Here is a 22,166-nt window from a genome sequence, read left to right as displayed (position 1 = left end):
GAGCAATATAAATGAAAAAAATACTTCTTTTAAGCATGTTAGTTGCGCTAACAGCGTGTAGTAACCAACCTAACCAACTGATCTTAAACCCTGTTTATAAAGGCGGTAAGGTTGCATCCATCAATGCAAATATCAGTACTAGCGTCATTGATTTGCGTGGTGATAATGTAACCCTAAAAATTATTGAATCAGATAAAGTAAAAACACTGGCAAGTCCAGGCCTGACTGAATCGGTAAAAAGCACACTTGATAGCGCCCTTAGCCGAAATGGTGCCAGTATCTCTAACCTTGCGACAACACGATTTGAATTAGATATTCATGCATTACAAGCGATCGTCACCGAAAAAATGATGACACACACGAGTCATGCCAATATTGAGCTGGGTATTCGCGTAATAAGAAGTAACAGTAACTTTAGTAAAGTTTACCGTGGTAGTGCAAACCTTGAAGGGCCATTAAGACACGATAGAGCAAAAATTGAGAGTCAGCTTAATAAGTTGACTGAACAACTAATTACCCGCATTGTATCTGACCCAGAATTAATCGCTTATTTGGAAGGTTAACTATGAAGCGCATTTTTATACTTAGTTTTATCTTACTGTTCAGCCAGAACACCTTCAGTGCAACTGAGGGTAAGTTCATCCAAAAAGACAACATGTTTCCTCGTGTCGAAATTGTCACCACACTCGGTAGCATCATAGTAGAAATGGACCGTTCTCGCGCCCCTATCACAGTCAACAACTTCTTAACTTATGTCGCTGATGGTAGCTACAAAGGGAGTGTATTTCATCGTGTAGAACGTGATGAAGACAACGAACGAGATTTCGTTATTCAAGGCGGTGGCTACGATAAAGATTACGATGGCCTACACGAGTACGATCCTATTTTTAATGAGAGCGGGAATGGTTTAAAAAATGATATGTATAGTATCGCCATGGCTTATCAAGACAGACAACCACACTCAGGGACACGCCAATTCTTTTTTAATATGGATGACAATGATCATTTAAACCCCGGTCGTGACTGGGGATTTGCTGTATTTGGCATGGTTATGGATGGCTATGAAACACTGGATAAAATTATGCGTGTGGAAACGGCTTATAACGAAAAAATAGGTTACAGCTTCGTACCCAAAACGCCTGTGGTTATCTTAAATGTAAAAATGATTGAACCCACTGCACTATAAAAATAACAAGCGAGCTCATCGCCCCACTCATATGGCAGTACTATGACAAAGACGCTTTCTGTTTCAGAGTATTTTTCGTACTTTAAAGACAAACGCTTAATCAATATTTTTCTGTTTGGGATCAGCAGTGGCTTTCCGTGGGTACTCATTGGCTCTGTCATGTCTGCGTGGCTAAAAGATGAAGGCCTCAGCCGAAGTATGATCGGCCTATTTGGCATTGTATTTGGGGCGTACAGTATTAACTTTTTATGGTCACCTTTGGTTGACCGCGTAAAACTGCCAATTTTATTTAACTGGCTTGGTCAGCGCCGCAGCTGGATTTTACTATGCCAATCAGTAATTTTTATAGGCACCTTTTCACTTGCAGGGCTCGATATCAAAGCGAACCTTTGGTTTGCCGCCGCGCTGTGCTTAGTCATTGCGGTTGCCTCTGCGACTCAAGACATCGCCATTGATGCGTTTCGTATCGATACTTTAAGTGAAAATGAAAGCCATAAAGCCACGGCGGCTGCAGCCATGGCAACATCAGGTTGGTGGAGTGGTTATGCTTTGCTAGGGGCACTCCCCTTCTACATGGCTGATATCCCCTCTATTGATTGGCCCCAAGTTTACTTTTTCTTATCCGTTATCATGTTGCTATTAATGGGTAGTGTACTTTGGGCAAAAGAGCCCGAATCAAATCGTGAAGTTATTCAGGCTGAACTTGAGTCTACCTATCAGCAAAAACTTGTCGGTGTAGAACAAACGCGATTTGCAAAAGTAATTGCTTGGTTAGCGGTCACCGTGTTTGATCCATTTAGAACCTTTTTTGCACGCAATGGTGTAAAAACAGCGCTCGCACTTTTAGCGTTTATCTTCCTATTTAAAATTGGCGAAGCCTTTCTTGGGCGAATGTCGATTGTGTTTTATAAAGAAGTGGGCTTTAGCAACAGTGATATTGCCACCTTCTCAAAAGTAGGCACTGCGATTCTTACCATCGCTTTTACTTTCGTCGGGAGCCTATTCAATCAACGCTACGGTATCGTAAAAGGCTTATTCATTAGCGGCATTGCTATGGCAGCATCTAACCTTGCATTTGCTTGGATTGCGATTGCAGGCCCTAAATTAAGCCTCTATGCTTTTGCAATTATCATTGACGGCTTTACACAGGCTTGGTCACTGGTGGCAATGGTCGCCTTTATTTCTATGCTATGTGATCGCGCCTTTAGCGCAACTCATTATGCACTTTTAGCGTCACTTGGAAACTTAGGCAGAACACTCTTGTCCAGTTACAGTGGTGTTGTGATAGATGATTGGCTTTTAGGTAACTGGGCACTGTTTTTTGTACTAACAGCACTCATGGTTATCCCTTCGCTGGTATTTTTATTCTTAATCCGCCACAAACTTTATGCGTTAGAGAACAATTATCACCGAGATAATTAACAAAAAATATAAAGATGTAATTGAAATAGACAGAAAAGTGAGGATGACTGTTTAGTGCATCCATGCACTAATTGTATTACTAAAAATGTATTAGTAACAGCAAATTAAGCGTCTTTTAATAGATTAAGACCTTCGTATGGGTCTACTTCCAAAGCATCACAGTAACGCATAAATTCAATAACGTCTAAACGACGTTCTTGGTTTTCAATTTTACCAATGAATGAATGTGGCGTTCCTAAAACTTGAGCAAGGCTGCGCATTGTATGGCCTTTCTCATGGCGTTTTGTTTTAAGCCATTTCGTTAGTTTTGAGTTTTCTTCAGAAGAAACTGTTTTACCCATCATAAAAATACATCTCCTACTAGATGATTTAAGTTAATTAATTAAGAGTGAAATTTTGCCCGTCTCACTCTTGGATACATTATATACTAATAATTTTTTCTGTGAATTAATAATTATACAAATGTCCACGTTTCAGGTATAGACTGCTTTGCTTAGCAAGTCTAGTTTTAAAGCTAAAATTAAAGCAGATGCTCTATTATTAGTTGCTTAACTGTACCAAAAAATCGATCAATTGGAACCGTGTTAACTATAAATATAGCTTTTAAAATTGCATACTTATGCTTAAAGTGTACGTAAATACTGAAAAAGGCTAGAAAATGTTTCGAATATTATTTTTGTTGCCAATTGTACTGTGTGTCATCTGGTACCTATTTCTAAAGCAAAATCGTATACCTATTAAGCAAGGCAAACGAGGATTTATCTATATTTTAATCGCCTCAGCACTGGTATTAGGGTTTTTCCTGTTAATGATTCAGGTTACCCAAAGCTAGTAGCGCTAACATTTATAATAACTACTTGGTGAATGGTACTTATTAACGAAGCTCAGCTTCGCGGTATAATCATATACGAAAGGCAAGCGTTTCTATTAACGCTGTTTTCATTTTCAAAATTTTTTCTAAACGAAAAGCCATTGCTAAGATCAGCACTAAGAATAAAGGCAGGATGATGTAGAAATTAAAGCAATAAAAAAGCCATATCACATGGCTTTTCATAAAATCCGTTAAACGCTGAAGCTAGCTCCGCAACCACAGGTTGTGGTAGCGTTGGGGTTGTTTACAAAAAAGCGTGCCCCTTCGAGTCCTTCGGTGTAATCGACCGTTCCATCAACGAGGTATTGAATACTCATAGGGTCAATCACTAAGGTAACGCCATTTTTTACAATTTCTAAATCGCCAGGGTTGGCCTTTTCATCAAAGGTAAAACCATATTGAAAACCCGAACATCCACCACCTGTCACATAAACACGTAGTTTTAGATCTGGATTCTCTTCTTCTTCAATTAACTGTTTAACGCGAACAGCAGCTGCATCACTGAACTTAATTGGCAACTCTTCAGACATACCAAACCCCTCAAAATCTATAATGCTGTAATTATCTAATACCCGAGTATTTTAATCAAGTATCGACATAGACTCATAAGTATTTGCAAGTACGTATTAGCCAAGTCATTTGCATTGAACTAAGTTTAATTTATACAACTTTTTAATTAATTAAAGTAAGCGGTGAGAGAGTATCACAGTGTTTGACCATTTGAGGCTTCATTTTATTAGCTCTGACTTAAATAGTGCGCAAATAATCCCCGCACAATATGATACTTTGCTTGTCATAGCCTCAGTACTTACCGCCGTATTCGCCTCTTATATTTCTTTTTTACTATCGGCACGAATCAAAAGTTCTCACCTTAAAAATGAAAGCTTGGTATGGACTGTAATGGCAGCCTGCTTTTTGGGTATCGGTATTTGGGGTATGCACTTTATCGGTATGCTTGCTTATACATTACCGATAAATGTAGAGTACAACACCACAATAACCCTAGTATCTGTACTGCCAAGTGTGTTTGCCAGTTATATTGTACTTTCAACTTCACTCAGCCATATAAAAGGGCTTATTTTTCGAAGCGTTCTAATGGGAGCAGGAATTGGCAGTATGCACTTTGTCGGTATGATGGCAATGATGATGCCCGCTCATATGGCTTATGAGCCAAAGCTGTTTTCATTATCAATTTTTGTGGCAATCATTCTTTCTGGCATTGCCCTAAAAATAAATGACCTCCGACAAGCCCAAAAAATACATCAAGTACGCATGAATATGTTAGTGGCTATTGTGATGGGTAGTGCTATTTCAGGTATGCATTACATCGGTATGATTGCTATGTCGGTCTATGCAACCGAGCAAACCGTTTATACTACGAGTCACGATAGCTCAACGCTGGCTCAGCTTGTCATTTCTGTACTACTGGCGTTAAGTCTTTTAGTACTGAGTGTAGTAGAGCTTAGAGCAAGAAGCTTACTTTCCGCTAAACTAAAAGCCGTACTGAATACTGTGCAAGATGTCGTTATTAGCTTTGATAACACGGGTATCATCGAGTTTGCTAACCCTGCTGTTTTGCCTGTTTTTGGCTATAAGCCTAATGAATTAATCGGTAAGCATATTTATACGCTCATCCCTGATAAATCAACCGAACTTGAGCTAATCTTAAATACCTCATCAACGACATCCCAGCAATCAAGTTGCTTTTGTAAAAGCAGGTTATTAAATGCTCATAGAGCGAACCAAAACTCATTTCCAATTACCATGACAATCAGCTCTATAGGTAACAAGGAGATAGGCCCATACGTTGCCACGATTAAAGATTTGAGTGATATCCACAATCAAGAAGCATTTACTCAAACCATATTCGATAACCTACCTATTATGTTGTTTGTAAAAGAAGCTGAGCACTTAACATTTAGCCACGTAAATAAGGCCGGCGAGCAACTATTAGGGAAAACTAAAGAACAACTGATCGGCCTTAACGACTTCGACATTTTTAATGATGAAGATGCGCTTGGTTATGCGCAAACAGACCGTGATGTGCTTGCAAGTAACGATATTCTGACACTGGATGAAAAGCCTATTACAATTGACGGCCGAACTCACTACCTTCGTACCCGTAAACTCCCTATTAAAGATAGCCATGGTAAAGCACAGTACCTGCTCGATGTTTCAGAGGATATAACAGAGCTTAAGCAAGCCAAAACAGAGCTTGATAATTTACATCAAAGAATGTCAATGGCCGCCGATGCAGCCCAAATAGGAATTTGGGAGTGGAACTTTGAAAGCAACGAACTTATTTGGGATGATTGGATGCATACCTTATTTGAGATCCCCAAATCTCAGTTTAATGGTAATTATGCCGCATGGGCTAATACGCTTCATCCTGATGAATACGAAGCCGTGACAAACAAACTCAAACTAGCAGTTCTCAATAACGAGGATTTTCATGCCGAATTTCAAATTGTTCTCCCCAGCGGGCAAGTACGCTTCATAAATGCCGATGGTAGAATCTACGGAAATAGGATGATTGGTGTTAATTTTGATATCACCAAACGGGTTTTAGCAGAGCAAAAGATCAGACAGCTTGCCCAAACAGATCACCTCACAGGTTTAGCTAACCGCAGTGCACTAAGTAAATTCCTTAAGCATGAGTTTGCTCGTGTAGAGCGAACAGGAACAAAAGTAGCTTGCTTATACTTTGACCTTGATAAATTTAAACCCATTAACGATACCTATGGCCATTTGATGGGTGACTTTGTGCTTGTAGAAATCGCAAAACGATTGCAAGAAACCGCACGAAAAACAGATTGTACGGCGCGTATCGGTGGTGATGAATTTGTTGTTGTGATAACGGATGTTGAAAATAAAGAACATATAAAGCGTGCTCTAACGCGGTTAATTAATGCGATAGAAGCGCCGATAGTCAGTGAAGTGGGTATGTTAAACATAAGTGCAAGTGTGGGTTATGCAGTCTATCCTGATAATGCTAAGTCTCTCGACGAACTTCTTAAAAAAGCCGACGAGCAAATGTATAAGCAAAAGCGAGATTGCTCGCTTAAAACAGCAAGAATAAAAACCCAGTGACTCTGTGCACTTGTTTAAAGCAGATAATTTTGCAAAATCACAAGGACTTAGTGAATTTGATTTGCTAAACTTGCGTCTCTAAAGTGCTGTGAGGAAAAATGCATGTGGCTTGAAACGCTGAGGCGTCGTCTAGCAAAGCCTAAAACATCTGTGCAATTGTGCTTACTAGGAGTTTGCGCAGGATTAATTGCGGCAGTACTGATTATATTATTCCGCCTCACAATTATGTTTTTTCAAAGTCTTTTTTTGGAAAAGCCCGATGACTTCTCTACCTTAGACACGCTAGAGCGTGTACTTCTCCCGATTGGTGCTGCCTTAGTCATCGCTTTATTTGCAGCACTAACAGGTTTTAAGCATTACCGTTTAGGTATTCCTTTCGTTATCCATCGGATAAAAAAGCATTATGGTCATATGCCACTGTATAACACGGTCAATCAATTTGTTGGTGGTGCGCTCGCTTTAATCAGTGGTTTTTCTGTTGGCCGAGAAGGTCCTTCTGTGCATATGGGCGCAACCGGTGCAAGCTTGTTAGCAGATAAACTACATTTACCCCATAATGCCATGCGCACACTCAGCGGTTGTGGTGTGGCTGCAGGCATTGCCGCCTCGTTTAATACCCCGCTTGCTGCCGTTATTTTTGTAATGGAAGTAGTACTGAGAGAATACAAAGTACATATTTTTGTGCCTATTATGCTCGCAGCGGTTACAGGCGCCTTAGCCACTCAATTTGTCTTTGGTGACGCATCTGAACTTGCACTTATCACTATGAACCCTCTAAGTGGCTGGCACTATCCTTTTTTAATTATTTTTGGCATGGCGCTAGGCGCAGTCGCTTATGCATTTAATCAAAATTTAATGTTGATTATTCGTACCTTTAAACCGCTAAGTATGTTTCCTCGCTTATTACTCGCAGGCTTAATTGCAGGGCTAATTGCCTATATGGTGCCTCATGCAATGGGCTCTGGTATGAGTGCCATCACCATTGCCATTGAATCCCCTGATGATGTGCAATTTTTAACAACGATTTTAATCGCTAAATTACTTGCCACACTCTTTGCTATTGGTCTAGGGATCCCCGGCGGTATTATTGGCCCCGTGATTGGTTTGGGCGTATTAATGGGTACCTTAATGGCATTTTTTGCTCAATTTATTAGCCCAGGAACAGATATTGCGGGCACCTATAGCATGCTTGGCATGGCAGGCTTATTAGCGGCCACCCTGCACGCCCCTCTTGCAGCACTAACAACGGTAATGGAGCTAACATCCAGTCCTGAAATTATTGTGCCTGCCATGTTAGTTATTTCTTCTGCGTATGTTACTGCTCTGCAATTTTTTGGCAATCGTTCTATCTTTATGCAGCAACTAGACTTTCAAGGGCTTGAATATCAAATATCCCCTGCAACCGAAGCATTACAGAAGGTTGGAGTGATGGAAGAAATGGATGAACAATTTAAACTGCTATACAGCGACGATAAAGAACAAATAAAAGAGTCATTAGACGCTTTAGATAGTCAAACGCCATTGATTGTTCATGATGATGAAAATGGCTATCGCCTTGCAGAGTATGACTTAAGCCTAATGTCTGACCAAAGTAGTAATATAAAGTATGTCAGTTTGAATGGTTTAAGTAGCCAAGCAACACTTGCCGATGCATTTGATCTATTAAAAGATAAACGAAGTGGTGCTGTATATATTTATAACCTACTGGATAACCAGCAAATTATGGGGCTTTTGCGTTGGGATCAAATCAGGCATATTCTTACCATACGTAACAGCTTGCTATAACAACTAAAAATGGACACAACAATGAGCGCGCTATTAGTTTACAAAACCTTTCATGTATTTTTTATGATTGCTTGGTTTGCGGGGATTTTTTATCTTCCTCGCTTGTTTGTATACCACGCAATGAGTGAAGAAAAAGCCTGCAACTCGATGCTAAAAGTAATGGAACGCCGTTTACTGTTTTTTGTGACACCGTTTGCCGTTTTAACACTCGTGTTTGGCGTACTGACCATTTTTGAATATGGTCGAGATTGGTTTAGATACAGCATGTGGCTGCACTACAAACTCGTGTTAGTGATTATTCTTTATATCTATCATGGCTACTGTTTCAAATTACTGGCTGACTTTAAACATGATCGTAATACTCGCAGTGATCGTTTTTATCGTATTTTTAATGAAGTCCCAGTACTTATTCTATTAGCAATAGTTGCACTCGCTATTATCAAACCTAGCTTATAATTTGCTGCGGTGTACGCTAAAAATTTGCTATAGTACGGCGCAAATTTATGCGGCCTCCTATACAGAGAGCCGGCGCCTTAATAAATGTAATTAGGAACAACCCCATGTTAAGTTTCCAAGGTGAAAATATTCTGTCGGTTAATCAACTTGACCGCGATTGTATTGAACGTATTTTTGCAGTTGCTAAAAAAATGGAGCCTTATGCTAAAAAGCAAAAGCGCACCAATGTATTAGAAGGCGCAATTTTAGCAAACTTATTCTTTGAACCAAGTACACGTACTCGCGTAAGCTTTGGTACAGCATTTAACTTACTGGGTGGTTTAGTTCGCGAAACAACAGGCATGCAAAGCTCAGCTTTAGCCAAAGGCGAATCTCTTTATGACACCGCACGCGTTATCTCAGCGTATGCTGATGCCGTTGCAATGCGTCATCCTGATTCAGGATCAGTTGCAGAGTTTGCAACCGGTTGTGATGTACCTGTCATCAATGGTGGTGACGGCGCAAATGAACACCCAACCCAAGCCTTACTTGACTTACTAACCATTGAACGTGAACTTTCTCGCTTCAACCAAGGTATCGACGGTATGCATATTGCCCTAGTGGGCGATTTAAAATATGGCCGTACTGTGCACTCTTTATCTAAATTACTGTGTCATTATAAAGACGTTAAGTTCTCTATGGTGGCACCAGATGGTTTACAGATGCCGGACTACATTTTAGATGCTGTTGATAACGCAGGTCATAAAATTCAAGTAGTGAATAAAATGGAAGGCAACTTAGCGGCAGATATTGTTTATCAAACCCGTATCCAGGAAGAGCGCTTCCCTTCACAAGAAGAAGCTAACAAATACCGTGGTGGTTTTCGTATCAGCCAAGCAATTTACAATGCACACTGTAAGCCAAACTCAGTACTGATGCACCCACTGCCTCGTGACAGCCGTTTAGAAGCAAACGAGCTAGATAACGATTTAAATAGCAACGACAACCTAGCCATTTTCCGCCAAGTACAAAACGGTGTGTTAATTCGCATGGCGTTGTTTGCTCTAACCTTAGATGTTGCCGACAAAGTTGAGCAATATGAAGTCGACGTGCCTTGGTTTAGCCGTAAGCGTAATAGCTAATACGCTTCATTTTGGGCTCTTTGAGCCCTTGCAAACCAACTCATTTAACGTGACAACCCAATAGGACTATTCATGACAATTAGCCAAGACCTTTTTAATCGCGCGCAAGAATCAATCCCAGGCGGTGTTAACTCACCAGTTCGTGCCTTCAATGGCGTTGGCGGTACTCCTTTATTCATCACTAAAGCAGAAGGTCCTTTTACCTTTGATGCTGATGGCAACCGCTACATTGATTACGTTGGTTCATGGGGACCCATGATCATGGGGCATAACCACCCTGCTATTAAACAAGCAGTCTTAGAAGCCGTTGAAAATGGCCTAAGCTATGGTGCGCCAACTGAAACTGAAATCCTCATGGCCGAAAAAGTAAAAGAACTGGTACCATCAATCGAAAAAGTACGTATGGTAAGCTCAGGTACTGAAGCGACAATGAGTGCAATTCGCTTAGCGCGTGGCTTCACTGGCCGTGACAAAATCTTAAAATTTGAAGGCTGTTACCACGGCCATGCAGATTCACTCCTAGTTAAAGCAGGCTCAGGTGCGCTGACTATGGGCGTACCGAACTCACCAGGTATTCCTGAAGATTTTGCTAAACACACATTAACTGTGTCATTTAACAACCTTGATGAAGTAAAAGCCATTTTTGCCAAATACGCTGACGAAATCGCTTGTATCATCGTTGAGCCAGTTGCTGGCAACATGAACTGTATTCCTCCTGTACCTGGCTTCTTAGAAGGTTTGCGTGAAGTGTGTGATGAATACAAATCAGTGCTTATTTTTGATGAAGTAATGACAGGTTTCCGTGTTGCTTTAGGCGGCGCGCAAGCGTACTACAACATCAAACCAGACCTAACGTGTTTGGGTAAAGTAATCGGTGGCGGTATGCCTGTGGGTGCGTTTGGTGGTAAAAAAGAAATCATGGATTACATCGCACCAGTCGGGCCGGTTTACCAAGCGGGCACATTATCAGGTAACCCTATTGCCATGGCTGCAGGCTTAAAATCTTTAGAGCTTTTAAGTGCTGAAGGCTTACACGATCAATTAGAAGCAAAGAGCAAAGCAATTTGTGAAGGCTTTGAAGCCGCTGCGAAAAAAGCTGGCATTGCACTTACAACAAACTACGCAGGTGGTATGTACGGCTTCTTCTTTACTGACAAAGAAAAAGTAACTAGCTACCAACAAGCCACTGAGTGTGATTTAGAGCGCTTCAAAAAGTTCTTCCACTTAATGCTTGAAGAAGGTGTTTACCTTGCTCCTTCAGCATTCGAAGCAGGCTTTGTATGTGCAGAGCATTCAGAGCAAGAAATTAGCGACACCATAGCAGCGGCAGAACGCGCCTTTGCGAAGCTATAAAATATAATTAGAAAAAAAAGCCCGTAAGGGCTTTTTTTATGAATAAAAACAACGTAACCACAGGTCTACTCCTAATATAATTTCTAACTGGGTGTATCTGTGAATAATCTAATTAAACCTGCTGTTTTCTTAATGAGACAATTAAGTTACAAAGCAAAAATGTCGCTAATGTTTGGCATTTTAATTTTTCCTCTTTGTTTAAGTTTATTTTTTTTACTAAGCGTTCTAAGTAAAGGAATTGAAATATCACAAAAACAAAATCAAGGGGTCCAAATATATCCTCAATTACTCGCTAATTTACTCACTGCAAATCAAGCTGATAATATCAGTATTGCCCAACAAGCGGGTTTTGCGAATACAGCCACTGATGACGACAACATTTTAGAGATAGTCTCGATTGAGTCACAGCTTGCTATTGTAAACGAGCTCAGTAGTAGTTACTTAAATCGTACATTAGTGACCGCTCTACCGCCTCTTATCACACATTTAAATAAAACCATACAAAGTGCAGAAACCGTTTTATCTAGCGGGCAGTTTTCACCGAGTACATTTATTACTTTATCAAACCAAGTTAAAGCTCTGCCGCAGTTAGAGTCACAGTTTTTAATGAGTTTGAATACATCTTTAACTGCAAACGAGAAACTTAAAAACACCCTAACAGAACCCGCAACGCAACTTTCAAGCAGTATTAATGCGCTTTTTCTAGCATTAAACCAAGATCTACTCGAGCCAGATGAAATTGCGCTTACACAGCAGCAGCTTGCAAATTTAAAAGTAAATATTAACAGTAAGATTAATCACTTTATTAGCAACAGTGAGCCAGCTTTATCATTGATGATCTTAACGCAATTAAAACAGCAACGTATGACCCGTGTTGTGGTTATCATTGCCGCTTTAATCAGCCTATTTATAGCAAGTTATTTGATGATGGGGTTTTACCGCTCATTAGTTGATACTTTAAAGCAGTTTTCTAACGCAGCAACAGAGGCTGCAACAGGTAATTTAGGCGTGCGATTAGATTTAAAAGGCAAAGACGAGCTCAACTCAATAAGCTTACTATTCAATGATTTACTAAAATCGTTTACGGCGCTTATCAAAAATGCTCAAAAAACCACTCACTCAGTAAGAAGTACCACTCAGCACGTATTTGAAAGCCGCAATAAAACAACCAATGATGTTACTGAGCAGCAACAAAGCATTAGCGCTATTAATGACTCGCTAGATAACATGAGCCAATCGGCAGAGCATGTTGAAAAAACAGCCTCGCATGCTGTTTTTCTCGCTAATAGTGCCGCCAAACAGGTCCAAAACAGCGCAAAAAATAGTGAGGAGTTAGCGCAACATATCGCACAGCTACAACAAGAGTTTAACCAAGGGTTAAAAGCGCTGGATTCATTAGCGCAAGACACCTCAAATATTAGCCAAGTAAGCAAAGGAATTAGCGACATAGCTGAACAAACAAATCTTTTAGCCTTAAATGCTGCAATCGAAGCTGCAAGAGCCGGCGAGCAAGGACGAGGGTTTGCTGTTGTCGCTGATGAGGTTAGAACATTGGCAGGGCGAACTCAGCTACAAACAAAGGAAATACACGATATTATCGCTTCATTACAAAATGCATTGCAGTTAACACAGCAGAAAATGCAGCAAAGTGTCGAAAAAATGGAGCAAGGGGCAGCATCCGCTAACCAAACAAAAGCAAGTTTAGTTGAAGCCGTAAATACGATGGATGAAATCAGTCAACATGGTGAACAAATCGCGCAGTTAGTTGCTGAGCAAACGAGTGCAACACAAGATGCTTTAAATGATGCCAAGCGGGTAAGCTGTTTAGCCGAAGAGACGCTTAAATCATCAAAAAATGCCTCAGCAAGCGCACACGATTTAACCGCGCTTGCTGAGCAACTTAACGATGCAATGAAAGCATTTAGCGTCGACAACTCGGACGAGGCTCAAACTCACTAGCTCGAATAGGCAGTTGCACCACTTTGCCGCAGCCAGGTGGTGCTTGCAGACCTGTTTCTTCATTTATGAACGCCCAGCGAATAGAAGCTGGGCGAGTATCTGCAATGGCTTCAGGGTTAAGTGGTTTTAGATAACGAATATAGGTTTCTAACGCACCAACACTCCCCGTTAGGCCGGTATTTTTATTATCGTCTCGACCAATCCAAGCAACGGTAACTGTATTTTGGTCAAAACCTGCAAACCAGCTATCTCGTAAGTCATTACTTGTGCCCGTTTTACCCGCTAACTGAATCGATGGAAAGTGGGCATTTAAACGTTTTGCTGTGCCATCTTTAGTTACTCGCTTCATCGCATATTTAGTCATATAAACTGATGCTTCATCGAATCGCTTTTGTGACTCAACATTATGCTTATAAAGTACTTTACCTACTGAATCAGTCAGTGCAGAAATTGATGTTAGTTCACGATACTGTCCGTCAGCAGCAAGTGTTGTATAAAGTTGAGCGACCTCAAAGCTAGACAACTCCAATGCACCAAGTAGCAGTGATGGGTATTCATCGATGCTTCCTTCAACTCCTAATCGCTTCAAGGTCGTTGCGACAGTGTCGACCCCTACATCTAACCCAGTATTTACCGCAGGTATATTGATACTATTACTAAATGCTTTATAAAGCGGCATCATGCCTCTAAATTGCCTATCAAAATTCTCTGGCTGCCATATTTTTCCTTGCTCATTCGTTACTCTTAGAGGAGAGTCATCAACCAAAGATGCAAGGTTAAACTTGCCGCTTTCAAAGGCACTCAAATAAACAGCAGGTTTTACTAATGAGCCTATATTACGCTTGGTATCTAATACTCGATTAAAACCAAAATAGCGAACATCACGACCGGCAACTAAGGCTGAGACGCCACCTTTTTCAACGTTAACCGAGATCATAGCGGCTTCTAATTCTTCGGTTTTAGGACGTCTTTCAAGGTAAGGTAAGCTTGCCTCAACCGATTTTTCCATTGCAGTTTGTTTTTGTAAGTCGAAATAAGTAAAGACACGCACACCAGCATCCAATACTTGCTGGTCAGGTAACAAACGCTTTAATTCGCGATTAACTAACTCTAAATAACCAGGATACGACTTCTGTAGGCTATCTTTCATAGGTGAAATATCAATTGGACGCTTTAACGATGCGCGATACTCACGTGTATTTATTAAGTTATTTTCGACCATTAAGCGCAGTACTAAATCGCGACGCTCCATCGCACGTTCACTGTAACGGCGTGGGTTGTAGTACGATGGGCCTTTAACCATAGCAACCAGTAACGCAATTTGGTCATACTCTAGCTCGTCCACAGGTTTAGAAAAGTAGAATTCAGCGGCAAGCCCCATACCGTGAACACCCTGATTGTATGATTGCCCTAGGTATACTTCATTTAAGTAGGCTTCTAAAATTTCATCTTTGCTATAGCGGTAGTCTAATATCAATGCGATAAGTGCTTCATTAAACTTACGTACAAGAGAGCGTTCACGTGTTAAATAAATATTTTTAGCGAGCTGTTGTGTTAAGGTACTTCCACCCTGCACTGTTCTTCCCGCTTTAATATTGCTGTATAGGGCACGCATAATAGACCATACCGACACACCGTGGTGCTGATAAAAATCTCTGTCTTCAACCACCAGCAAGGTGTCTTTTAACATTGCAGGAAACTTATCAAGCGGCACAAACTCACGATCTTGATTCGAATCATTACCAATTCGCGCAATTTGCACAGGCTCCAAACGCGCAGAATTTAAGCGTCGACCGAATTTATCCTTAATAGTTGCTAATTTTTTCCCTGAAAAACGAAGCTCAATAACACGAGCATCTTCGAGCCCATCGTAAAATTCAAATTCGCGGCGATACACTTTAATACTGTTAGATGACTTAACATACTGCCCTGTACGACTAAGCTTATTCACTGAAGAGTAGTTTAATCTGTTAAGCTCCCAAAGAACTTCTTGCTGTGATAAAAACTGCCCAGGGTAAAAGCTCATTGCTCGCGCGTATACCTGCGCAGGTAACTGCCACTTGTTGCCCTCAAATTGACGCGTTATTTTTGCATCTAAATAAATAAGATACAGCACCATCGCAATCACAACAGCTAAGGATAACTTCCAAAAAATTGACCACGTTTTACGAAAAATACGCGACTTTACTGTCGTATTCGAAGAGGTTTTGCGTTTTTTAGTGGTTCGTTTCGTGGACGCCGTTTTCTTTGCTGGCGTTTTTTTAGCAGGAGTTTTTTTATCAGCCATTGAGTTCGCTATTGGTCAGTTAATTTTACAGGTGTAATCAGTCGCAATTCTATCACCTGTAAAATTAACAGTCACTTAAACTCGATTAGCGGGTACATAACCAAAGCGAGTGAATAACCGCAGGTATAAAAAATATAAAGCATAAAATAATATTAATAACTAAATCTTTACCAACACCGGCTTTTAAAAACACAGCCACAGGTGGTAAAAACAATGACAAAATAATTAATAACAGTTTGTTATCCATAGTATTCTCTTGTTGATTAAGTTATTTGAGCATAGTCAATATTGTTGAAATCGCCTATAAGAAAACACTTATTTTGAATGCAAAAAAGCCCTACCTGAGTAGAGCTTTGATTTGAACACACAATGATTATTGTATGTGCGTGCTGAAGCACGCACTAAAATTAGTTACTGCGAACTGATACAAACTCAGGGTAAGCATCAATACCACAGTCATGTTGATCCATACCGTTTAATTCTTCTTCTTCGGTAACACGGATACCCATGGTATTTTTCAGAATTGCCCATACAATTGATGACGCGATAAACACAAATCCTAAGATACACACTAAGCCAATTAATTGATTAACGAAGGTTGCATCTGAGTTTGAAAGTGGTACTAGCATAATGCCTAATGCACCACACACACCGTGTACAGAAATCGCACCGACAGGGTCATCGATTTTTGCTTTATCAAGTGCAACAATACTAAATACAACCAGTGAACCGCCGAGTAGACCTAATAGACAAGCAAGTAATGGTGTGGGTGATGCTGGCTCAGCCGTAATAGTGACAAGGCCTGCTAATGCACCGTTTAGTACCATAGTTAAATCAGCTTTCCCCCAAAGCACTTTACATACGAACAGTGCTGCAATAGCACCACATGCCGCTGCTGCGTTAGTGTTTAAGAAGATTTTACCCACTGCTGTTGCATTTTCAGCGTCAGAAACAAGCAGCTGGGAACCACCGTTAAAGCCAAACCACCCCATCCAAAGGATTAATGTGCCTAGTGTGGCAAGTGGTAAGTTAGAACCAGGAATTGGGTAAATTTCACCGTTTTTACCGTATTTACCTTTACGAGCACCAAGGAAAAGTACACCTGCTAGCGCTGCCGCAGCACCTGCCCCGTGAACAATTGCAGAACCTGCAAAGTCAACAAAGCCCATTTCAGATAAAAAGCCTGCGCCCCAAGTCCAATAGCCTTCAATCGGGTAAATGAAACCTGTCATAACAACAGTAAAGATCAAAAATGCCCATAACTTCATACGCTCAGCAACAGCACCAGATACAATAGACATAGCCGTAGCTACAAATACAACTTGGAAGAAGAAATCAGACTCTAATGAGTGATTTGCATCAGCTGCTTGTGTACCAATTAAAGCACCAAAAGAAGGAACAAAACCGCCTTCAGCGTTATCAACATACATGATGTTATAACCCACAAGTAAGAACATGGTGCAGGCGATCGAGAAAAGTGCTACGTTTTTAGTCAGTATTTCTGTTGTATTTTTTGCACGAACTAAACCCGCCTCTAGCATCGCAAAACCGGCAGCCATCCACATGACTAAAACACCCGACATCAAAAAGTAAAAAGTGTCGAGTGAGAACTTCAACTCTACAATCGTGTTTTCCATAAATCCCCCTTAAATTGCTTCTTCATCAAGTTCGCCGGTACGAATACGGACGATTTGGTCTAGGTCGTAAACAAAAATTTTGCCGTCACCAATTTTGCCTGTTGAAGCAATTTTCGTGATGGTTTCAACAACGCGTTGACAATTTTCGCTACGAGTTGCAATTTCAAGTTTAATTTTAGGAATAAAATCGACTTGGTATTCAGCTCCACGGTATAGCTCAGTATGACCACGTTGGCGGCCAAAGCCTTTAACGTCGACAACTGTCATCCCCTCAATGCCTAAATCAGCCAGTGCTTCACGCACATCATCAAGTTTGAATGGCTTTATTATTGCACTAATCATTTTCATAGTGGCCCCCTTCGGACGCTTATTGTTATCCTGTTGGCTTTAACAATCCAACCTTTGTGCCACTATTTTTTATTATTTATTTTCAACTGGTTAAATACAATTAGTCACTTACAAACAAAAAAAATGCACCACAAGGGTGCATTTTTTTAACAATTAACCAGCACTGGTGCAATTCAAGCAATTAAACCTTGATTATAGCAAAGCAAAAATCTCGTTACTTAGTTATACTTGGTAATTGCTTTGCATCCATGAAGTAGTAAAGCAATTATTTTTCAATCGGCTAGCAACAGCTTTAATCCCTTAAATAATTAAGTATTATTGCGTATTGATACTATAAACGGACCACGCAGTTACGTTGTTGCTGTTTAGCTTGATATAAAGCTTTATCAGCTAAGCGCATTGCGGCTGTGAGTGAGACATGTTGAAATGCGGTCATGCCAATACTCATGGTGAGTGAATAAGGTTCGCCATTAATTGAAAACTGGTGCTCCGCAAGTTGTTCCCTGAAACTATTTAACCTTGCTTCTGCTTTTTCAAGGTCCATGTTGTCTAACACAACTGCAAATTCTTCCCCACCAATGCGAGCAATTGTGAAGTCGTCGAACTTGGTTTTTAAAAAGGTGGTTACTTGCTTTAATGCATGATCACCCGCTTCGTGACCAAACTGATCATTAATCGTTTTGAAAAAATCAATATCGAGTAATGCCAGTACATTCTTTTGTTCTGTTTTCTTTAGGATTTTCTCAGCGTATTGATAAAAATAACGGCGATTATGAAGCCCGGTTAAGTGATCCCGGTATGCGCTTTCTTTAATGTCTGCGATTAGGGCAAGCTGTTCCATCGTCTGCATTACACGGCAATGAAACTCTTCATTCATAAATGGCTTAGTCAAAAAGTCATTAGCGCCGTACTTGATAAAACGTGCCGACAAACCGTGCTTACCTGCACCTGATAAACCTATAATAGCTAAGTCATCACGGCCTCGAAAATTACGCACCGCTTTAACAAGCTCAAAGCCATCCATCGTTGGCATTGCATAGTCTGTGAGTAGCAGCTTAATTTCAGGGTCATCTTTGAGCATTTGCAATGCTTGCTCACCATCGTGGGCATCACTTACATTAAAAAGCTGCTTTTCTAACATTTGCTTCATCAAGGTGCGACTTAATACCGAATCATCGGCAACAAGTGCCTTTGAACCATGGTTTCTAAGTAGTTGTGCAACAAGCTTAATAGCATAGTGGTATGAGTCACGATTATCTTTAACAACATAATCAACCACACCAAGTTCTAGCATTTGTTGACGAATGTATTCATCAATTTTAGACGTTAACACAACGGTAGGAATATTCTTTGATAAGGTGTATTTAGCCACTTCACCGTTCATCGCATCGGGCAGTGTTAAGTCGACTAAAGCGAGGGTGTAGTCATGCTCAGCGATTAAATCTATGCCCTCTTGCAAAGACCAAGCAAAGTCGACATCCACATCTAAATAGTGGGCAGATAAGTGGCGTAACACTTGCTGTACTACTTTACTGTCTTCAACAACTAACACTCTTTGCATTGCAACTTCTCTTTTCTATGCAGATGTACACAAATTACCAACATGCCAAATATACGTTATTTTTTAATCTAGCTAAATGATTAAGCAAAATATCTTTATTAAAAAGTACTTTTTAGTAATTAACCACGCAGTTTAGAGAATCTTCCTATTTAACAGCTATTATTGGTCACTAGTCTCAATAGTTTGTCTTCAAGCGAGCTTTTCTCTTTAATAGCAGCAACTCGAATAATAAGGAATCAACATGAAACTAGTTAGTTTTATTGGCTTGTCAGTAACAGCCCTAACACTGACCTTCAGCACCCCCAGCTTAGCTGATAATGAACGACGCATAGACGTTGACAGCAGTGTTGTTACAGAACATAAAGCACGTATTAACGGTGAGCGCTTCTCTTATACTGCAACAACAGGCACCCAACCAGTTTGGGATGAGCAAGGTAATGCGGTTGCAACGCTGCAATATACTTATTATACCCGCGATAAAGTAGACGATAGAACAAAACGTCCACTGGTTTTTTCATTTAATGGCGGCCCTGGCTCTGCGTCAGTGTGGATGCACCTTGCTTATACTGGACCACGTGTATTAAAAATTGATGACGAAGGCTACCCAGTTCAACCTTATGGCGTAAAAGATAATCCTTACTCAATTTTAGACGTGGCTGATATTGTTTATATCAACCCCGTAAACACGGGTTACTCTCGCGTTCTTGAAAACGATAAAGGAGAGTTACCAAGTAAAGCTGACCAACAAAAAATGTTTTTTGGTGTAAACGCCGACATCAAATATTTGGCTGAGTGGTTAAATACCTTTGTGTCGCGCAACGAGCGTTGGCGCTCACCTAAGTTCTTAATTGGTGAAAGCTATGGTACAACTCGCGTTTCAGGCCTTGCTCACGAATTACAAAACCGCCAGTGGATGTATATCAACGGTGTTATTTTAGTATCACCAACTGAAATTGGTATTAAACGCGAAGGCCCGGTAGAAGCAGCAAATCGCCTACCTTACTTTGCCGCAACGGCTTGGTACCACAAAGCCCTCAGTGCAGACTTACAAGCAAAAGGCTTAGATGAGTTACTGCCTGAAGTTGAAGAGTTTACTGTTAATAAGTTCTTACCAGCGATAGCTAAAGGTGGCTTCTTAGCTGCCGATGAAAAACGCGCAATCATCAAGCAAGCAGCAAAATACGCAGGCTTATCTGAAAAGTTTGTTGAACAAAACAACCTTGATATTCCAACTAACTTCTTCTGGAAAGAACTATTACGCGAGCGCGGTCAAACAGTGGGTCGCTTAGATTCTCGTTATTTAGGTATTGATAAACGTGATGCAGGTGAGTCACCTGATTACTGGGCAGAGCTTACCTCATGGTTACACTCATTCACGCCAGCAATTAACTATTACCTACGTGAAGAGCTTAACTACAAAACAGATATCAAATACAACCTATTTGGTAATGTTCACCCTTGGGATCGTACTGGTAATAACACAGGTGAAAATTTACGTTTAGCGATGGCGCAAAATCCATACTTAAACGTGATGATCCAATCAGGTTACTACGATGGTGCAACCAATTACTTTGATGCTAAATACACAATGTGGCAATTAGACCCAAGCGGCAAAATGAAAGACCGCCTAAGCTTTAAAGGCTACCGCAGTGGCCACATGATGTATTTACGTCATGCTGATCTTGAATCATCAAATAATGATTTACGTGAGTTTATCCTTAAATCACTACCAGCTGAAGGCAAAGCAGCTAAGTACTAACTAGACGATGACTCATTTATAAAGAAAAAGCCCGTTTTATACGGGCTTTTGTTTATCCACTAATCTATTTGGGTATATACTCAAGTCATTGATTTAAGGAATTGGATAATCACAACATGGCTGAAAAATTTCGTGTGATGTTTGCAGGGCTAGAAGCCGGTGTTGATCAAGCACACGCTACTGAGCAACTTGCAGCAAAATTAAAAACAAATACAGATAAAGTAGCCACTCTTTTTGAACATAAACCACTCTTTGCACCTAGCGAACAAGAAAAAGCATTAAAGCAAGCAAAGCTGTTGGCAAGCGTGGGGATTAAAGCTAAGCTCCAGCCAGTAAATCAAAACCAAGTTAATCAACAAACGAATGCAAGTCTTGAGGCTAAACAACGTGATGAACGCATTTTTGATGCCTTAGATTACATTACAAGTAGCCTCATTCGCCTTGAAGAAAAGCTTGATGATCTAGAACAGCGTTTGCCTGAAAGTGAGAGTACCAATCCACAAGATAACGAAGATAGCTGGCAAGAAGATGACTTACTGCTGGAAGAAGAGTTAACAGAGCCCGTTAAAAAACGCTCTAATACATTACTTTATTCACTCATCGCCATGGTGATTTTGTTACTAGCTATTCTTGGCGTTGTAGAGCTTTTTCCTGAGTTTTTCTCTTTTTTAGAAAGTTAACACCTATATTGACATGAGCAACACGCGAGCAGAAATTAGACAATCCATTCGAAAAAAGCGCAATTCACTGACTGTTGAGCAACAAAAAAATGCAGCAATTGCGCTGAAAGTGAATTTTACTCAACACTTAAAATCACTAAAAACCACTAAAAACGCCCACATCGGTATTTATTTCAGTAATGATGGCGAATTAGACACCTCATTGTTAATTAAAGAATTATGGATGCAAGAACAGCATTTATACCTGCCTATAATTCACCCCTTCAATGGCACAACTTTGTACTTTCAGAGGTATGAAGAAAATTCACCCATGACAGCAAACCGCTATGGTATCTTGGAGCCCAAGTTGAATTGCAGTCAAATATGTCCTTTAGACAAGCTTGATATTTTACTTATGCCATTAGTGGCATTTGATGATCAAGGTAACCGTTTAGGAATGGGCGGTGGGTTTTATGACAAAACGTTGGCACGGTATTACCAAGAAAACTGGCAAAAACCGATTTTGATAGGCCTTGCCCATCAATGTCAGCATGTTTCAGCATTGCCGATTGAATCGTGGGATGTACCGTTAAAACATATTATAACCCCAGAGAAAATCTACCAATGGTAAGCAAACTATTTGTATACTATGGGCCCTCTCTGACAGCTAAC

The 22,166-nt window shown here is 40.4% G+C and carries 19 protein-coding genes; 12 read left to right on the top strand and 7 right to left on the bottom strand.

The genetic code is table 11. The features are described from left to right. The first annotated feature begins 11 nt into the window (after positions 1–11). The 3 genes from L3Q70_RS03900 to L3Q70_RS03890 are packed head-to-tail and all read left to right on the top strand — an operon-like array spanning position 12 to position 2,608. On the top strand, positions 12–563 hold the full coding sequence (locus L3Q70_RS03900) for a YajG family lipoprotein (RefSeq protein ID WP_237114879.1): 552 nt from the start codon (positions 12–14) through the stop codon (positions 561–563). 2 nt (positions 564–565) lie between these two features. Continuing rightward, positions 566–1,186 carry a peptidylprolyl isomerase gene (locus L3Q70_RS03895; protein WP_062570258.1) on the top strand — a complete coding sequence of 207 codons (621 nt, stop codon included), beginning with the start codon at positions 566–568 and terminating at the stop codon, positions 1,184–1,186. Positions 1,187–1,228: 42 nt separating this feature from the next. Further along, a complete protein-coding gene (locus L3Q70_RS03890) occupies positions 1,229–2,608 on the top strand; it encodes an MFS transporter (protein WP_193988416.1) in 1,380 nt (459 codons plus the stop codon). Positions 2,609–2,712: 104 nt separating this feature from the next. Here L3Q70_RS03890 and L3Q70_RS03885 read toward each other — a convergent pair whose 3' ends face one another. Both L3Q70_RS03885 and erpA read right to left on the bottom strand, forming a co-directional pair. Next, the gene (locus tag L3Q70_RS03885; protein WP_054562310.1) at positions 2,713–2,952 is read right to left on the bottom strand and encodes a helix-turn-helix transcriptional regulator; all 240 of its coding nucleotides are present in this window, start codon (positions 2,950–2,952) and stop codon (positions 2,713–2,715) included. Positions 2,953–3,670: 718 nt separating this feature from the next. Further along, positions 3,671–4,009 carry an iron-sulfur cluster insertion protein ErpA gene (gene erpA, locus L3Q70_RS03880; RefSeq protein WP_062570256.1) on the bottom strand — a complete coding sequence of 113 codons (339 nt, stop codon included), beginning with the start codon at positions 4,007–4,009 and terminating at the stop codon, positions 3,671–3,673. A gap of 178 nt (positions 4,010–4,187) precedes the next feature. On the opposite strand from erpA, the gene L3Q70_RS03875 reads away from it, so the two are divergent. From L3Q70_RS03875 to L3Q70_RS03850, 6 genes are all read left to right on the top strand, one after another. Next, the gene (locus L3Q70_RS03875; RefSeq protein ID WP_237114878.1) at positions 4,188–6,569 is read left to right on the top strand and encodes a diguanylate cyclase; all 2,382 of its coding nucleotides are present in this window, start codon (positions 4,188–4,190) and stop codon (positions 6,567–6,569) included. 102 nt (positions 6,570–6,671) lie between these two features. After that, on the top strand, positions 6,672–8,354 hold the full coding sequence (locus tag L3Q70_RS03870; RefSeq protein WP_062570254.1) for a chloride channel protein: 1,683 nt from the start codon (positions 6,672–6,674) through the stop codon (positions 8,352–8,354). Positions 8,355–8,375: 21 nt separating this feature from the next. Continuing rightward, the gene (locus L3Q70_RS03865; RefSeq protein WP_062570253.1) at positions 8,376–8,810 is read left to right on the top strand and encodes a CopD family protein; all 435 of its coding nucleotides are present in this window, start codon (positions 8,376–8,378) and stop codon (positions 8,808–8,810) included. A gap of 104 nt (positions 8,811–8,914) precedes the next feature. Next, positions 8,915–9,931: an aspartate carbamoyltransferase gene (locus L3Q70_RS03860; RefSeq protein WP_062570252.1), complete on the top strand. Its 1,017-nt coding sequence runs from the start codon at positions 8,915–8,917 to the stop codon at positions 9,929–9,931. A gap of 72 nt (positions 9,932–10,003) precedes the next feature. Then, complete coding sequence (gene hemL / locus L3Q70_RS03855) at positions 10,004–11,284, top strand: glutamate-1-semialdehyde 2,1-aminomutase (protein WP_237114877.1); 1,281 nt, start codon at positions 10,004–10,006, stop codon at positions 11,282–11,284. Between the two features lie 99 nt (positions 11,285–11,383). After that, entirely contained in the window at positions 11,384–13,243 is a 1,860-nt protein-coding gene (locus L3Q70_RS03850; protein ID WP_193988413.1) for a methyl-accepting chemotaxis protein, read from the top strand. On the opposite strand, the gene mrcB is transcribed toward L3Q70_RS03850, so the two are convergent. The 5 genes from mrcB to L3Q70_RS03825 form a co-directional block, all read right to left on the bottom strand. Next, positions 13,206–15,530, bottom strand: coding sequence for a penicillin-binding protein 1B (gene mrcB, locus L3Q70_RS03845; protein ID WP_130151011.1), 2,325 nt, complete (start codon positions 15,528–15,530; stop codon positions 13,206–13,208). The two genes, L3Q70_RS03850 and mrcB, sit on opposite strands and share 38 nt — an antisense overlap. An 85-nt stretch (positions 15,531–15,615) precedes the next feature. Further along, positions 15,616–15,777: a YqaE/Pmp3 family membrane protein gene (locus L3Q70_RS03840; protein WP_083515349.1), complete on the bottom strand. Its 162-nt coding sequence runs from the start codon at positions 15,775–15,777 to the stop codon at positions 15,616–15,618. A gap of 160 nt (positions 15,778–15,937) precedes the next feature. After that, positions 15,938–17,167: an ammonium transporter gene (locus tag L3Q70_RS03835; protein WP_062570248.1), complete on the bottom strand. Its 1,230-nt coding sequence runs from the start codon at positions 17,165–17,167 to the stop codon at positions 15,938–15,940. A gap of 9 nt (positions 17,168–17,176) precedes the next feature. Next, on the bottom strand, positions 17,177–17,515 hold the full coding sequence (locus L3Q70_RS03830) for a P-II family nitrogen regulator (RefSeq protein ID WP_054554260.1): 339 nt from the start codon (positions 17,513–17,515) through the stop codon (positions 17,177–17,179). Between the two features lie 331 nt (positions 17,516–17,846). Further along, on the bottom strand, positions 17,847–19,076 hold the full coding sequence (locus L3Q70_RS03825) for a response regulator (RefSeq protein ID WP_062570247.1): 1,230 nt from the start codon (positions 19,074–19,076) through the stop codon (positions 17,847–17,849). 241 nt (positions 19,077–19,317) lie between these two features. Here L3Q70_RS03825 and L3Q70_RS03820 point away from each other — a divergent pair, with 241 nt between their 5' ends. The 3 genes from L3Q70_RS03820 (at position 19,318) to L3Q70_RS03810 (ending at position 22,125) form a co-directional block, all read left to right on the top strand. Next, positions 19,318–20,835, top strand: coding sequence for a carboxypeptidase (locus tag L3Q70_RS03820; protein ID WP_237114876.1), 1,518 nt, complete (start codon positions 19,318–19,320; stop codon positions 20,833–20,835). A 116-nt stretch (positions 20,836–20,951) separates the two neighbouring features. After that, positions 20,952–21,515: a hypothetical protein gene (locus L3Q70_RS03815; protein ID WP_062570245.1), complete on the top strand. Its 564-nt coding sequence runs from the start codon at positions 20,952–20,954 to the stop codon at positions 21,513–21,515. Positions 21,516–21,528: 13 nt separating this feature from the next. Next, complete coding sequence (locus tag L3Q70_RS03810) at positions 21,529–22,125, top strand: 5-formyltetrahydrofolate cyclo-ligase (protein ID WP_062570244.1); 597 nt, start codon at positions 21,529–21,531, stop codon at positions 22,123–22,125. Positions 22,126–22,166 lie beyond the last annotated feature (41 nt).

The sequence above is a fragment of the Pseudoalteromonas sp. CF6-2 genome (assembly GCF_021729425.1).
GTDB lineage: Bacteria > Pseudomonadota > Gammaproteobacteria > Enterobacterales > Alteromonadaceae > Pseudoalteromonas > Pseudoalteromonas arabiensis.
This window is presented reverse-complemented; position numbering and strand designations above follow the sequence as displayed.